13 protein-coding genes are annotated in these 15,287 nt (G+C 66.5%); 6 read left to right on the forward strand and 7 right to left on the reverse strand.

What is annotated here, in order from left to right:
* Positions 1-34: 34 nt before the first annotated feature.
* Both CFB47_RS34035 and deoC read right to left on the reverse strand, forming a co-directional pair.
* A complete protein-coding gene (locus CFB47_RS34035) occupies positions 35-862 on the reverse strand; it encodes a hypothetical protein (protein ID WP_089444053.1) in 828 nt (275 codons plus the stop codon).
* A gap of 215 nt (positions 863-1,077) precedes the next feature.
* The gene (gene deoC, locus CFB47_RS34040) at positions 1,078-1,758 is read right to left on the reverse strand and encodes a deoxyribose-phosphate aldolase (protein WP_089463852.1); all 681 of its coding nucleotides are present in this window, start codon (positions 1,756-1,758) and stop codon (positions 1,078-1,080) included.
* A 146-nt stretch (positions 1,759-1,904) separates the two neighbouring features.
* Here deoC and deoR point away from each other — a divergent pair, with 146 nt between their 5' ends.
* Positions 1,905-2,675, forward strand: coding sequence for a DNA-binding transcriptional repressor DeoR (deoR, locus tag CFB47_RS34045; RefSeq protein WP_089460035.1), 771 nt, complete (start codon positions 1,905-1,907; stop codon positions 2,673-2,675).
* 22 nt (positions 2,676-2,697) lie between these two features.
* On the opposite strand, the gene CFB47_RS34050 is transcribed toward deoR, so the two are convergent.
* Genes CFB47_RS34050 through rbsK form a run of 3 tightly spaced genes read right to left on the reverse strand, consistent with a single transcriptional unit; the run spans position 2,698 to position 6,094 of the window.
* Entirely contained in the window at positions 2,698-3,750 is a 1,053-nt protein-coding gene (locus CFB47_RS34050) for an aldose 1-epimerase family protein (protein ID WP_089463853.1), read from the reverse strand.
* A gap of 2 nt (positions 3,751-3,752) precedes the next feature.
* Positions 3,753-5,126 carry an L-fucose:H+ symporter permease gene (gene fucP / locus CFB47_RS34055; RefSeq protein WP_089463854.1) on the reverse strand — a complete coding sequence of 458 codons (1,374 nt, stop codon included), beginning with the start codon at positions 5,124-5,126 and terminating at the stop codon, positions 3,753-3,755.
* Positions 5,127-5,167: 41 nt separating this feature from the next.
* Positions 5,168-6,094 (reverse strand): ribokinase, encoded by a 927-nt coding sequence (gene rbsK, locus CFB47_RS34060; RefSeq protein ID WP_089463855.1) that lies wholly within the window; start codon positions 6,092-6,094, stop codon positions 5,168-5,170.
* A gap of 778 nt (positions 6,095-6,872) precedes the next feature.
* Between rbsK and CFB47_RS34070 the strand changes: the two genes are divergently transcribed.
* The 5 genes from CFB47_RS34070 (at position 6,873) to CFB47_RS34095 (ending at position 11,985) form a co-directional block, all read left to right on the forward strand.
* Positions 6,873-7,550 (forward strand): heavy metal response regulator transcription factor, encoded by a 678-nt coding sequence (locus tag CFB47_RS34070; RefSeq protein WP_027786146.1) that lies wholly within the window; start codon positions 6,873-6,875, stop codon positions 7,548-7,550.
* Entirely contained in the window at positions 7,547-9,004 is a 1,458-nt protein-coding gene (locus CFB47_RS34075; protein ID WP_089463856.1) for a heavy metal sensor histidine kinase, read from the forward strand. Before CFB47_RS34070 ends, CFB47_RS34075 begins: the two co-directional genes overlap by 4 nt.
* A gap of 505 nt (positions 9,005-9,509) precedes the next feature.
* Positions 9,510-9,761 carry an AbrB/MazE/SpoVT family DNA-binding domain-containing protein gene (locus CFB47_RS34085; protein WP_089464289.1) on the forward strand — a complete coding sequence of 84 codons (252 nt, stop codon included), beginning with the start codon at positions 9,510-9,512 and terminating at the stop codon, positions 9,759-9,761.
* On the forward strand, positions 9,755-10,105 hold the full coding sequence (locus tag CFB47_RS34090) for a type II toxin-antitoxin system ChpB family toxin (RefSeq protein WP_089463857.1): 351 nt from the start codon (positions 9,755-9,757) through the stop codon (positions 10,103-10,105). The genes CFB47_RS34085 and CFB47_RS34090 overlap by 7 nt, the downstream gene beginning before the upstream one ends.
* Positions 10,106-11,097: 992 nt before the next feature.
* Positions 11,098-11,985, forward strand: coding sequence for an FRG domain-containing protein (locus CFB47_RS34095; RefSeq protein WP_089463858.1), 888 nt, complete (start codon positions 11,098-11,100; stop codon positions 11,983-11,985).
* Positions 11,986-12,228: 243 nt separating this feature from the next.
* Here CFB47_RS34095 and CFB47_RS34100 read toward each other — a convergent pair whose 3' ends face one another.
* Together CFB47_RS34100 and CFB47_RS34105 are read right to left on the reverse strand one after the other, a co-directional pair.
* A complete protein-coding gene (locus CFB47_RS34100) occupies positions 12,229-13,806 on the reverse strand; it encodes an efflux transporter outer membrane subunit (protein WP_089463859.1) in 1,578 nt (525 codons plus the stop codon).
* 34 nt (positions 13,807-13,840) lie between these two features.
* On the reverse strand, positions 13,841-15,256 hold the full coding sequence (locus tag CFB47_RS34105; RefSeq protein ID WP_089463860.1) for an efflux RND transporter periplasmic adaptor subunit: 1,416 nt from the start codon (positions 15,254-15,256) through the stop codon (positions 13,841-13,843).
* Between the last annotated feature and the right edge of the window lie 31 nt (positions 15,257-15,287).

The following is a 15,287-nucleotide window of genomic DNA, read 5'->3' on the forward strand; positions in this document are numbered from 1 at the left end:
CATTGCGTCCTTCCGCAGAACGGTAAAGGCAGTGTCAGTCCGATTTGCCCTGATGCGCATCGAATTGCGCTCGATTGAACAGCTCGAAGTACAGTACGTCGTTCCATTCAAGACCCAGCGGATGTTCAGTTTCGCCGGTGCGCGTGCTGTCGCAGTTGTCGTCGAAACGCAGGCCGAAAAAGGCATCGAGCGGCGCGGGGTGCCGTTCGGCCGCGGCGCGCTGCAGCACGCGAGCCGCCTCCGCGGTGTCGCCCGGCAACGCTTCGTAGGCCGCACCCACGCGACGGCAGCGGCCGATCTCGGCGTCGACGAGCCCGCGCAACGCATCCGGATCGCTTTCGGACATCACGTCGAGTTCGACGGTTTCGAGCAGCAGGTACTGGTCGCGATGCTGCTCGAGAAATGCGAGGGTCTCGTCCAGCCAGTCGGGCAGATGGTCGAGTGCGGCGGGTGCCGCCGGTATCGACGCGGGTGCGGGTCTGGACGCCGCCGGGGCCGGTGCCAGGCCCGCCCAGCGCCGCATCCGGTCCATGAGCGTCGATTTCCCCGGGGTTTCCGGCGGCGGAGCGGCCGGCGTCGGCACCGCGTGCGATTCGATCAGCACCCTCACGATCGCGACGAAACGCCTGACACGCTCGAATCCGGGTGCGAACGGGCTGCTGATTGCATGAAGCGGCACTTTCGTGCCGTCGAGTCCATCCGAGATCAGCGAAGCGCAGGGCTGCGGATCGCACGACATCAGTAACCGATACATGAATGGCACGTCGTACGCCCATTCCGACAGCCCCGATATCGTGTCGGGACGATCTTCATACGAGGTCGGCCGGTTGCCGAGGCTATAAAGATAGGATCGATTGGCCATGCTGGCTCCCTGTCGACGAGAAGATGGTCCGATGCGGCGTGCGTGTGTCCTGCGCTAGCGATCGTCCGCGGTGGCGCGCGGATAACCGATCTCCACGAGATCGTCGTGGAGGGACGCGAAATCACATGAGGGGGCCGCACGCGAATCGGCGCGCGGGAGCGCCAAGCGTACCATCGCGGCCGCGTCCGTGAATCCGTCGCCGGCCGGGGCGTCACTCAATATGCCGCCGCGCCACCTCCCTGATCCGTCACGATCGCCACCCCCGAGCTCGTGCCGAGCCGCGTCGCGCCGGCCTCGATCATCGCCAGCGCGGCCGCGCGGTCGCGCACGCCGCCCGACGCCTTCACGCCGAGCACGGGGCCGACCGTGCGGCGCATCAGCGCGACATCGGCGAGCGTCGCGCCGCCGTGGCCGAACCCGGTCGACGTCTTCACGAACGCGACGCCGAGATCGCGGCACATCTCGCACACGCGCACTTTCTCGTCGTCGGTCAGCAGCCCCGTTTCGAGGATCACCTTGAGCGGCACCGCGCCGCATGCCTGATGCACGGCGTCGATGTCGGCCTTCACGTCGTCGGCGCGGCCGCTCTTCAGCGCGCCGATGTTGATCACCATGTCGATCTCGCCGGCGCCCGCCGCGATCGCGGCGGTGGCTTCGAATGCCTTGGCGGCCGACAGCCCGGCGCCGAGCGGAAAGCCGACCACCGCGCAGACGAGCACGCCGGTATCGGCCAGCTCGCGCGCGGCGAGCGGCACGTTCGCCGAATTCACGCAGACCGAGTAAAAGCGATGCTCGGCCGCCTGGCGGCAGAGTTCGCGGATCTGCGCGTCGCTCGCGTCGGGCGCGAGCAGCGTGTGATCGATGGTTTGAGCGAGTTGGGCGTTGGAAAGCGGCATGTTTCAGGACTCCACGGAGCGTGTGCCGGAGGGGCACACGTAAAGTTGATGTTTTCACATCGGTTTGTTACAAATACGACATTCCGGCCGGGCCCGCGCGCCCGGCACGACGAGCGACGGATGCGGCGGGCACGCAGGATACTGGCATGGAAACGAAGAAAGGCGAACGGATCAAGACACTGATGAACGTGCTGCAAGGGCAGAACGCGATTCATCTGAAGGAAGTGGCCGAGCTGTTCGGTGTATCCGAGATGACGATCCGCCGCGATCTCGCGGACAACCCGCACGGCTTGAGCCTGATCGGCGGCTACGTGACGCGCCACTTCGCCGCGCAGCGCAGCGACATCGGCGAGTACGTGATCAGCGCCGAGAACAACCGGCAGACCGAGGAGAAGCGCCGCATCGGCAAGCTGGCCGCGCAGTTCGTGACGACCGGCGACACGATCTTCGTCGACTGCGGCTCGACCACGCCGTTCGTCGTCGACTTCATTCCGGACGACCTCGAATTCACCGCGGTCTGCAATTCGCTGAACGTGTTCGCGAAGCTGCAGCAGAAGCCGCATTGCAGCGTGATCCTGTGCGGCGGCGCGTACCACCGCAAGAACATGGTGTTCGAGTCGGTGGCCGAGGCGGGCATCCTCGACACGGTGCGCGTGTCGAAGGCGTTCATCTCGGCCGCCGGCGTGAGCGATCGCTGCGGCGTCACGTGCTTCAATTTCCACGAAGTCGACGCGAAGAAGAAGGTGATGGCGCGCGCGCAGAACCGCTTCCTGCTCGTCGACCACACGAAGTTCGACGAAGTGCGCGCGGCCTACTTCGCCGAGCTGACCGACTTCAACTACGTGATCTCGGACGGACAACTGAGCCGCCGCTACGAAACGGCGATCCGCGAACACGGGATCGCGCTCGTGACCTGACGCCGCGCGGCCGCGCATCGCTTCACGCATGGCGGGCTTCCGCCGCGCTCAGGTAGCCGGTGACGACTTCGAAGCGGCGCGTCGCACCCGGCGCGAGCGCCGCCACATGGCCCTTGCGGCGTTCGGCTTCATACCCCTCCGGTTCGCAGGTCGACGGCAGCGCGAACGCGGCGACCTGCTGGTCCGCGTTGTGCAGGATCCAGCGCGTCGCATGCGGGAATTGCTCGGGGCGGTATGCGGTATGGAACGCGCCGCCGTCCGGATGTTCGAGCCGGAAATGTGCGACGCCGTCCGCATCCGTTTCCGCCCCGTTCATGAAGAACACGATCTCCGGGTCGTACAGCGGAGGCGCATCGAGCGTGTGAAGCCGTTCTGGCTCGTGCGCGAGCGTGGCCGTGTAGTCGCGCCATGCGGCGGTCGGCTTCACGTGCGCGGGCACGCTGTCGCGCAACCGCAACCCGCCCGGAGGCAACGCCTGCACGAAGCGACCGCCCGGCACGTACGCATAGTTCAGGTGCGCCATGTACATCAGGTCCATCGACGTGCCGCCGAGATTCGTCACCTCCATCGCGATCGTCATCTGCGCGTCGTGCTCGGCGAGCCGTACCGACGGGCGCGCCACATAGTGGCTGCCGAAACCCTGTACGTATTCGTATTCGCCGGTCACTTCGACGAACGCGCCGCGCGCATCCACGCCGACGACGACGCTCGCGCGATCCATCGGCGCGCACGGCATCTCGCCGTGCAGCGCATGTGTGTCGTCCGGCCCTGGGCAGCCGTTGCGCAGCAGCCCGCTGTGGAACATGAAGCAGCCATAGGTATCGATGATCGACGCCGCGCGCTTCGGCTGCCGGAACATGTGCTTCATCGTCAGGTCGCGGCCGTCGAACGCGGCGGCCCAGATCATCTGGCCGAGATACGGCAGCACGACGAGGCGGCCGCGACGGTTCTCGAGCGTCAGCGCCTCGACGCCGGACGGATACGCGAACGCGGTGACGGTGAGCCCGTCGGTGCGATACAGCGTGCGCGGCGTGTCGCGGAAGTCGTCGCGGCGCAGTTCGATTTCGCCTCGCATGCTCACGCTCCCGACGTGTTGCGCGGGGCGGCGTAGCGCGCGGGCGCGTGGCCGTCGGCGGCTGCGTCGGGTGTCGCGGCCGGCAGGTGGCGCAGGCAGTAGAAGCCGTAGTAGACGATCACGACGAAGCACGCGAGCGGCACGACGAACGCGAGCTGCATGTTGCCGCCCGTGTGATCGGAGATCAGCCCCTGGATCAGCGGCACGACCGCGCCGCCGACGATGCTCATCACGAGGATCGAGCCGCCGTATTCGGTGTCCTTGCCGAGCCCGTCGATCGTGAGGCCGTAGATCGTCGGCCAGCACGGGCCGAGGAACACGCTCACGCCCACGGCCGCATAGACGGCGGTGATGTTGTGCACGCTGATCGTGTACGCGAGCAGCGCGATGCACAGGATGCCGTAGACGATCAGCACCTTGGCCGGGCCGACGCGCTTCATCACGAGCGTGGCGACGAGCTTGCCGACGAAGAACGCGAAGAACGTCGCGAGCAGGTAGTGCGACGCGCCGCGCTCGGTGAGGCCGCCGATCTGCATCGCGAGCCGGATCGTGAAGCTCCACACGCCGACCTGCGCGCCGACATACAGGAACTGCGCGACGACGCCCGCGACGAAGCGCCGGTTGCCGAACAGGCGCGCGAGCGCGCCGCGCGCGTCGATCCGGTGCGTGGCCACGCTCGGGCCGTTGCCCTTGCAGGCCGGGTAGGGCGTGAGCGCGAACACGATGAACACGGCCACGAGCACGGCGATCAGCCACTTGTACGGCTCGAGCGTGGCCTGGATCATCGCGAGCTGGTGCACGTGGGCTTCGGCAGCCGACATCGCGGCGAGCTGCGCATGCGACGCATCGCCTTCCTTGAAGATCAGGAAGCTGCCCATGTACACGCCGGCCATCGCGCCGAACGGATAGAACGTCTGCGAGATGTTCAGCCGCCGCGTGCTGGTTGCGCGCGGGCCCATCAGCGTCGAATACGAATTCGATGCGGTTTCGAGAAACGACAGGCCGGCGGCGATCACGAACAGCGCGACGAGGAACATCCCGTACTTCGCCATCGATGCTGCCGGAAAGAACAGCAGGCAGCCGGTCGTGTAGAGCAGCAGGCCGACGAGGATCGTCGTCTTGTAGCTGAACTTTTTCACGACGGTCGCGGCCGGAATCGCGAGGAAGAAGTAGCCGAGATAGAACGCGGACTGCACGAATGCCGATTCGAAATCGGACAGGAAGAACGACTTCTTGAATTGCGCGATCAGCACGTCGTTCAGGTTCGCGGCGGTGCCCCACAGCGCGAACAGGCAGCACAGCAGCGTGAACGCGAAGAGCGGCGTGCGGTTCAGGTAATAGCCGTCGGGGGTGTGTTCGATTCTGGCTCGGCCCATGGGTGTCTCCTTCCCGGTTGTCTCGTCGATGAAGGCGCCGCTTACATGCCGGCGTCGCGGAGGAAGCGTTCGAACGTCGCGGTGTCGGCGTACGACTTCTGCGTGCCGAGGCCCGTGACCGAATGCGCGGCATACGCGGACGCATAACGCATCGCGTCGAGTGCGTCGCCGGACGCGGCGTAGCAGCGCGCGAAGCAGCCGATGTACGCATCGCCGGCGCCCGTCGTGTCGCGTGCGTCGACCGGCACGCCCGGCACATGCCGCACGCCGTCGCGCGAGACCAGCAGCGAACCGTTGCTGCCGAGCGTGACGAGCACGTGCTTGAGCCCGCGCGCGACCAGCGCTTCGGCGGCGCGCGCCGCGGTGTCGCGCGAATCGACCGGCATGCCCGACACGATCGCGAGTTCGGTTTCGTTCGGCACGAAGAATTCGACGGTGCGGATCCGCTCGAAATCGAGATCGGCTACCGCGGGCGCGGGGTTCAGCAGCACCGGAATGCCGTGGCGCGCGCCGAATCCGATCGCGTGATAGACGGTGTCGAGCTCGATCTCGAGCTGCAGCACGATCAGCGCGCATTCGGCGAGCTGCGGCGCGGCCGCGTCGATGTCGGCCGGCGTCAGGTGGCGGTTCGCGCCCTTGACGATCAGGATGCTGTTGCTCGAATCGGGTTCGACGAAGATCGGCGCGACGCCGCTCGGCACGCCGGCGACCTTGCGCACGTGCGTGGTGTCGATGCCTTCGCGCGCGAAGTTGCGGATCGTGTTGTCGGCGAATACATCGTCGCCGACCTTCGTGACCATCACGACGCGCGCGCCGAGGCGGGCGGCCGCGACGGCCTGGTTCGCCCCCTTGCCGCCGCAGCCGAGCTCGAAGTTCGGCGCTTCGAGCGTTTCGCCCCGGGCGGGCATGCGTGCGACATAGGTCACGAGGTCGACCATGTTGCTGCCGATGACGGCGATTGTCTCCATCTGCGTCTCTTCCTTGGTATGGGTGCGCCGCGCGTGGTTGGCGGCGGCGTGCGACAGGTGGTAATAAAATCACATTAAATGTGAGAATGCAATCTTATGATGTTAATGGGGTCACTTTGTGTCAGGGGCGCGGCCGCATCCGTGTGTGCTTTTTATGCGGCTGGATGCAAGCCCTGAGCCGGCCGGGCCGGCCCGTGACGGAACGGCTCGACGAGGCGGCGCTCGGCACGCTCAGCCCCGCTCAAGGGGGCGGCGTGCGGGCATGAAGGGACCCGAACGGACGCGGAAAGGGATTGCCTCGCCGTGCCGGGCGGCGGCCTGGTGTCGACGGTGGTGCACTGGCTTCGTCAGGACCCGCGCGCGAAAATCCGGACGCGATGGCCACGCGAATGGCCGGCACGTCGGCGACGATCCTCGACGCGTTCGATTCGACGTGCGGGTTCGCGCAGGCCGGTTTCAAATAACGGCAGCAGCGGCTCGGGAAGATGCCTTCACCTTCGTTTGCGTACGCGTTCGCGACGTGTGCGACGTGCGGACATCGGCGTCCAGGTCGTCCTCAGTTCTCGGCATCCGTACCGCGCCCGCGTGCGTCGGGCTACTCGCCCCGGAATACCTATCGGCGCCGCCAATTGGGTTTCGGGGGGGCGCCACCGCACGCCACGCTTACCCCCCGATTACAGTTTTGTCATCAACCCCGTTCCAGCTTGCACCGTGCAGTGCGCCGTCGGCGTTTCCCGGTAACATCGCCGCATGTCACCACGACCGCGACGGAACCGCCATGCGCATCCTGATAGTTGAAGACGAGCCGAAGACGGGCGCCTACCTGAAGAAGGGTCTCGAGGAATCGGGGTTCAGCGTCGATCTCGCGAAGGACGGCGGCGAAGGGCTAACGCTCGCGCAGGAAGAGCGCTACGACGTGATCGTGCTCGACGTGATGCTGCCGGTGCTCGACGGCTGGGGCGTGCTGAAGCGGCTGCGCGACACGCATACGACGCCGGTGCTGTTCCTGACCGCGCGCGACGACGTGCAGGACCGCGTGCATGGCCTCGAGCTCGGCGCCGACGATTACCTGGTGAAGCCGTTCGCGTTCGTCGAGCTGCTTGCCCGCATCCGCACGCTCGCGCGGCGCGGGCCGCCGCGCGAAACCGAGCATCTCGCGGTGGGCGACCTCGAAATCGACGTCGTGCGCCGCCGCGTGAAGCGCGGCGCCACGCGGATCGACCTGACGCCGCGCGAATTCTCGCTGCTGCAGCTGCTCGCGCGCCGGCAGGGCGAAGTGCTGAGCCGCACGCAGATCGCGTCCTACGTGTGGGACATGAATTTCGACAGCGATACCAATGTCGTCGAAGTCGCGATCCGGCGCCTGCGCGCGAAGATCGACGACGCATTCCCCGTGAAGCTGATCCACACGGTGCGCGGCGTCGGCTACGTGCTCGAACCGAAGGACGACGCATGAGGTGGCCGCGTTCGCTGGCCGCGACGCTCGCGCTCGCAATCGCCGCGACCACGCTGGCCGCGTTCGCGCTCGTCGGCGTGTACGTGTACGCGAGCCTCGAGCGGCAGGTCAATACGCAGGACGACCTCGACATCGTGCTCGCCGCGCGCCATACGCGCCGGCTCGCGGGCGAGCTCGAATCGCTCGACGCGGTGCGCACGCATACGGAGCGGCTCACGAGCCAGGTGCTCGGCAACGAGGCGCTGTCGATGGTCGTCACCGATGCGCAGGGTGACGTGCTGGTACGCCACAACGTCACGCTCGCCGCGCTCGACGACGCGCGGGCGGCCGCGTCGGCGCCGCTGGCCGACGCGCAGCTGGTTGCGCCGAACGCGACGCCGATACCCGCGAACGACCGGATCACGGCCGATCAACTCGTCACATGGATCGCGGCGGGCGGCACGCCGATGCGCGGCGTCGTGATCGAGGCCGTGCTCGGCGACCGCACGCCGATTCACGTCGCGATCGCGCGCAACATGCGCGACCGGGCCGCGCTGCTCGACAGTTACCGCGATCGACTGAAGCTTGCCGGCGGCCTCGGCGCGTTGTTCGCGCTGCTGCTCGGCTACGGGCTGATCCGCACGGCACTCGAGCCGCTGCGCGAGATCGTCGACAACACCGGCCGGATCACGGTCGACAAGCTCGACACGCGGCTCGACGCGTCGCGCGCGCCGCGTGAGCTGCGGGCGCTCGTCGATGCGCAGAATGCGATGCTCGGCCGCCTGCAGCAGGCGTTCTCGCATCTGTCGCAATTCAGCGCCGATCTCGCGCACGACCTGCGGACGCCGCTGAACAACATGCGCGGCGCCACCGAAGTCGCGCTCGCGCGGCCGCGGCCGGCCGATGAATACCAGGCGCTGCTCGAATCGCATCTCGAGGAATACGATCGGCTCGCGCGGATGATCGACAACGTGTTGTTCCTCGCGCGCGCCGAGCATCCGAGCTTCGTCACGCGGCAGCGGGCGTTCGACGTGCGAGACGAACTCGAACGCATCGCCGGGTATTTCGAGGGGCTCGCCGACGAAGCAGGCTCGACGCTGCGCGTCGACGGGCAGGGGCGGCTGACCGCCGACGTCGAGCTGTTTCGCCGCGCGATCGGCAACCTGCTCGCGAACGCGCTGCGGTATACGCCGGCCGGCGGGGTCATCACGCTCGCCGTCGACGAAGCGCCGGATGCGGTGCGCGTCGTCGTCGCGAATCCGGGCGAGCCGATCGATCCCGCTCTGCTGCCGCGGATCTTCGACCGGTTCGTGCGCGGCGACCCGGCGCGCAGCGGCGGTGCGCCGGGCGGCACGGCCGGGCTCGGCCTCGCGATCGTGCGGTCGGTGATGGAGCTGCACGGCGGTTCCGCCCGCGTCGAAAGCGATGCGGCCGGCACGCGTTTCATGCTCACGTTCAGCCGGCCGTCGGCCTGATGCCCAAAACCTGGCTCATCCTCAGGCAGAAGGGCGACCCATTCGAGCTTAGCGTGAAGCGTCGCGTGAATTTCGAAGGGGAGGCAGTGGAGTATTTGGCCGCTGACAGCCTCAAAGTTACGTCACCAGTTTGTATCGGGCTGCTGGCCTCGGAGCCGGCTTCAGCAGCCACTCAGGCCGCCGGACGTGTGCAACGCGGCTGATAGCTAACGGACATTCGCTTGAAACCAGTTCAGATCTTGTTGGGGCACGCACATATCGATCACGTTGCGCCCTACGTCGATGTCTCCCAGTGAGACATGCGCGAAGCGATTGCCGCGATCGACCTTGGGGAGTGAGGGGGGCAGCTTGGCGATTTGGCCTCAACTTACGAGTGCTCGCGGCCGATAACTGTACGGTTGGCAGCACCGCGCCTTCGCTCTCGCTGGTATCTTCAATGTAGATACAAAGTGCTTGCCTTTTGATCTGCGGGTATCTACAATGGATCTACATTTGGAGTGATGATATGGAACTCAAAATTCAGAAGTGGGGCAACAGCGCGGCAGTCCGGCTTCCGGCCGTGTTGCTTGAGCAAATCGACGCGTCGGTAGGTAGCTCGCTGAATGCCGATGTGCGCCCCGATGGTGTGTTGCTTTCGCCAGCCCGGCGCAAGTATTCACTGGATGACCTGATCGCGCAGTGCGATCCGAAGGCCCCGGAACCGGCCGACCTGGCCGCGTGGGGCGAATCCAAGCCGGTGGGGCACGAAGCATGGTGAGGCGCGTCAAGTTTGAGAGGGGCGATATCGTGCGCGTTAGCCTGAACCCGACCGTAGGCAAGGAGCAACAAGGGGATTTTCGCCCCGCGCTCGTTCTGTCGCCTGCTGCGTTCAATGCGCTTGGCGTGGCGCTCGTCGCGCCGATTACGCAGGGCGGCGAATTTGCGCGATACGCGGGATTCGCTGTGCCCCTCTCGGGTTCGGGCACTGAAACGCAGGGCGTGGCCCTTGTGAACATGGTTCGCACGCTCGATCTTGAGGCACGTGGCGCACGTAAGGTCGAGCGCGCCCCGTCCGAAGTGGTCGAAGATGCGCTCGCGCGTCTCCAGACCATTCTCGAATAAAGGAAAAAGCCGTCCGCTTCCGTGGGCTAACGCCAAGGCTCGCGAAGCAGTGGACAACTACCTGCAATATCGCCGCGAATCGGGCCACGGCATCAGCACAGCACGTGCGGCGTACGGGGGGCTTGGACACGCAAAGCTCGCTCTTCCTAACCAGCGACGGAGCGCCGTTCGCCTTTACGCGCAGCATCACGCGTACAGGTGCGGCCAGTGACTCTTGCGAAACGCTGAACGAAATCATCCGCCGACTGCACACGCAGGCGGGCTTCGAAAGCGGTAACGCCAACGTGGCTCGGCGAACCTTCGCAGTGAATCTCCATCGCCAAGGCTGGTCGCCCAAACTCATTCGACAATTGATTGGAGTTTCCAGTCTCGCTGCCGTTAAACGTCTTGTGGACGGCGATCCAGTAACTCTGGTCTCCATTGTGTGCGGAGTCATTTTAGGGAAATAGTGCGGCTCCATCAATACCATCGAAGCTAGGCTGGGATTCAATAGGAAACCGTGGAATAGGACATGAATTTCTGGATTTGACCTGCGTGCACGTTGATCAACGCGGTTCATTTGACTGAGAGACTCGTCAGCGGAGACGAGGTCAGATTATCGAGGGCAGGTCATCGACTGCAGCTGGCTTTATTTGGTCTATTTTCCATTTGATATTCAAAGTGTCTGAAAAGACCCTCGTCGACACCATGACCCGCTCAGCCTCCTGAGCCGACGGCTGCTGACCAAGCTCGTACACCAAGGAAAACATGAAGATCGACCCCCGAGAAATCGAGTGCCTTTGGGCGCTCCAAAGAGCCGCCGCGGAGGAGCTTCAGGCGCTCGCCGATCATATGGCGAGTCTTCCAAATACTGGAGTGATCGTTTCCCAAGAAAGATGGGATCAGTTGTTCGGTAGCAGGAGCCGCGCGAACGAGCGAATGCAAGCGATAGGGCGGGCTCTGTCGAGGGCTCACGGACTGCAAGACTAGTTGCCACCGAAAAACTGGAAGCGATGAAGAAGGAAGAGAATATGGCCGATCATGGCCTGACCGAGTCATCTTTGGACGAAACCGTCTTCGGGGAGCCGAAGAAGAGGTCTTATCGCCACATGCAGCATCTCCGCGACGTATGCACCCTCGCAGAGTTCCTGCACGAAGTCACAAATCGAGTTGATGATCCGCTCTGGCCTGAGGATCCGCAGGTACTGTTTCGCGGGCATCGCAACGCGGAGCATACGTTGATACCGGGCATCGCACGGCCACAGGTTTTTGACCTTACACCAGGCATCGAGCAATCGATGCTCAGTGACTTCAAACGACGTGCACTGCCGTATCTGAATTTTCCCCACGCAGAGCTTAGCGATCTGGAGTGGCTGGCGATTGCGCAACATCACGGCATGGCGACACGTCTGCTTGACTGGTCTGGCAGCGCCCTGGCTGCGCTATGGTTCGCGGTACAAGCGCCCGCCAAGCCGGGTAGCCACGGCGCGGTCTGGATGTTGACCTATGACCCACCGGTCACAGTACTGTCCCCTAATAGCGCGCAACCGTTCCGTGTTCGCCGCACGGGGGTGGTCTACCCGAGCCATGTTTCGCCGAGAATCACTGCGCAGGAAGGCTACTTCACCCTGCATAGAAGCTATCCAGGCGACAACGACACGCTGAGATTTCAGCCGCTCGAGTGTGAGGACGACTACTGGCAGCGTTTGCAGTACGTGACGATTCCGGCCGAAGCCTTCGCCCGCATGCGCTTGGATCTTGCTAAAGCGGGGGTGACGCCTGCTACGCTCTTCCCAGATCTCGATGGCCTGGCCAGGCACATGAACGGCAAATACCTGTTCCAGCAGGACGAACGCAATCATCATCTGCTTCCAGCCAGCTTCAACGCCGCCGCCATCTGATGGTCAGATACCGGGTTACGTTACGGAAGCAAGCCTTTGCGCTCGGCTCGGACCTCTGGTCCCGGACACAACGGAAAACAACATGGGTTCGCTCTCGGACTACCGCAAGGCAGTCGACCCGCGCGCAAGCGATGGAGAAGACATGGTTCGCGTGACTGACGGTGACATGTCGTGGGGTGACGTCGACGAGCCGTATTACCGACGTGCAGCCTTTCATCCGCCGATTGACGAGTTGGAATGGCGCTACAGCTGCGCACCTCTCACGTTCAACCGGCCGCCGGGGAGCGTGACGGCGAGATCGGGCCGCGCGGCCACCGCGTGTTCCTGCGTGCCGGTGTTCGATTCCGCGTCTGCGCTCGCGCTTGCCTGCCAGCCACCGCCCAACGCCTTCAACAACCCGACCTCGGCCTCCATTCGCCGTGCATCGATCTGATCGGCCGCGCGCCGGTTCGTCAGCGCGATCGTCTGTGCGGTCACGACATCCAGATAGCTGACGGCGCCTGCATTGAACCGGTTCGTCGTCAGCCGCAGCGACAGGTCGGCCGCATCGGTCGCGCGCTGCTGGCTGCGTGCCTCCGACGCGAGCGCATCGAGCGACGACAACTGATCCTCGACCTGCTGGAACGCCACCAGCACGGTTTGCCGGTAATCGGCGACCGCGCCGTCGTATTGCGCGTGCGCGCCGCGCAGCGACGCACTGCGGCGCCCGCCGTCGAACAGCGTGCCGGCGAGCTGCGGGCCGAGCGACCAGAACAGGCTCGGCGCGGTGAGCCACGGCGCGAAGAACGAACTTTCGAGCCCGGCGCTCGCCGACAGCACGAGGTCCGGGAAGAACGCCGCGCGCGCTTCACCGATCTGCGCATTCGCGGCTGCGACGCGGCGCTCGGCCGCCGCGATGTCGGGCCGCCGTTCGAGCAGTTGTGACGGCACGCCGGGCGGGATGGCCGGTACGTCGTACGACTGCACGCGCGGCGGCAGAGCGAACGTCGACGCGCTTTCGCCGACCAGCGTTGCAATCGCATGCTGGAGCTGCGCGCGCGCCGCGTCGATGTCGGTGTCCTGCGTGCGCGTCGCTTCGAGCTGCGTGTCGGCCTGCGCGACCGCCGACGCGTCGATCGCACCGGCCGCGAGCTGCTGCTTCAGCAGCGCCAGTGCGTCCGCGTACGCGTGCACCGTGTCGTCGAGCAGCTGCTTCTGCGTGTCGAGCGAGCGCAGCGCGAAATAGTCGGTCGCGAGCTCGGCCGTCACCGACAGCTTCACGGCCTGCAGGTCGGCCGCGCTCGCGGCGGCGTTCGCCTGCGCGCCCGCCACCGCATCGCGCACGCGGCCGAAAACGTCGGGCTCCCAGCTCGCGGCCACGCCGGTCTGATAGTCGGGCGTGGTCTTGCCGGCCAGCGACGAGCCGAGCCGGTTCTGCGACACGCGTGCGCGGCTTTGCGCGGCGCCCGCGGTGATCGTCGGCAGGAACCCCGCATGCTGGTAGTCGACCATCGCGCGGGCCTGCTGCAAATCGGCGAGCGCTTTCTTCACCGTCTGGTTCGATACGTCGACGCGCGCTTCGAGCGCGTTCAGATCGGCGTCGCCGAACACGGTCCACCATGCGCCGCGCGCGGCGTCGTCGGCCGGCATCGCGACGTGCCAGCCGGCTTGCGTGGCCGGTGCAGCCGGTGTGGCCGGTGCGCCCGCGTAGTGCGCCGGCACGGCGACCGCGGGCGGTGAATACGGCGGCAGCGTCGTACAGGCGGTCAACGCGGCCAATGCCGCGGCGGCGCCGAGCGCGACGGCGCGGCGGGCGAACGGGAGCGGATGAGCGAGGCGCATGGCAGATCTCTCGTCAGGGGGGGGCTTCGATAGGTCAGCCGCGTGCGGGCGCCGCGGCGGGTGTCGATGCGGCCGGCGCGGCCGGTGCTGCGCTGCTCGCGCGCATCGGCGGCACGCCGCCCGTACCGCTCGCGGGCACGGGTTGTGCGCTTTGCGCGGACGAAGCGGCAACCGGTGCCGCCGCATGCGCGATCGACACGATCTTCACGACTTCGCCGGCGGTGATCGCATCGCCCGGGTTGTCGATCACGCGATCGCCTGCCGCGAGCCCCGCGACGATCTCGACGCGTGTGCCGAAATCGCGCCCGATCTGCACGCGCTTGAGCGCGGTGCGTCCGTTCGCGGCGACGGTCGCCACCGTCACGCCGTCCGGCCGGAACAGCAGCGCGCTGACGGGCAGCTCGAGCGCGGGCGCGGCGCTCGCGACGACGAGGTGCGCCTGCGCATACGCACCGGGTAGCAGCGCGCCGTCGGCGTTGTCGACGTCGATCTCGACGCGCAGCGTGCGCGTGACCGGGTCGATCGCGCCGGCCGTGCGGGCGACGCGCGCGGCAAAGTGCCGCCCCGGATACTGCTGCGTGGTCAGGTAGACCGGCGTGCCGGTCGAGACGTCGGCCGCGCTGTCCTGCGGCACGTCGACGAACACGCGCAGCGTGCCGGTTTGCGCCAGATGGAACAGTTCGCCGGACAAGCCCGGGCTGCCCGGCGTGCCGCCCGCGGTGACGAGCGTGCCGACGTCGACGTTGCGCGCGGTGATCACGCCGTCGAACGGCGCGCTGACCGCTTCATACGACACCAGCTCGTTCAGGTGCGCGACGTTCGCCTGCGCGGATGCGAGCATCGCCCGCTTCGCGTTCATGTCGGCCACCTTCGTGTCGGTGTCCTGCTGCGACACCGATTGCGACTTCAGCATGTCCTGCCAGCGCTGCGCGGTCGATTTCGCATAGTCGTAGTTCGCCTGCGCGGTGGCCGCGTCGGCGCGCGCCTGGCGCAGCTGCGCGTCGAGATCGGGCGCGGCGATCTGCGCGAGCGGCTGGCCGGCCTTCACGTGCGCGCCGAGATCCGCGCTCCAGTGCGCGATATAGCCGCTGGTGCGCGCGTAGATCGACGCTTCCGCGAACGGCATCACCGAACCGGGCAGCGTCAGCGTCTGGTCGGCGGGCGCCGTGCCGGGCGCGATCACCGATACCGGCAGCGCTTGCTGCGCGGCCACCTGCGCGCGCTGTGCGGCGCGCGCATCGATGCGCGGCACGATACCGGTCGCGAGCAGCGCGACGGCGAGCGCGATGGCGGCGAACGGCACGGTCAGTCGGCGGGCGCGTCGGCGGCGCGGCGCGTCGGGCGCCGCCTCGCGGGAGCCGGGCGGGATGGCCGCGCGTTCGATCGTGCTTCCGGCAGCGTGGGCCGCGTCGGCGGCCGGCGGGGCGAGGGGTTCGATCGAGTCGTTCATGATGGGGGCTCGAGGGTGGACGAATCGGATG

The organism is Burkholderia sp. AU27893 (assembly GCF_002223205.1).
In the GTDB taxonomy this organism is placed as follows: domain Bacteria; phylum Pseudomonadota; class Gammaproteobacteria; order Burkholderiales; family Burkholderiaceae; genus Burkholderia.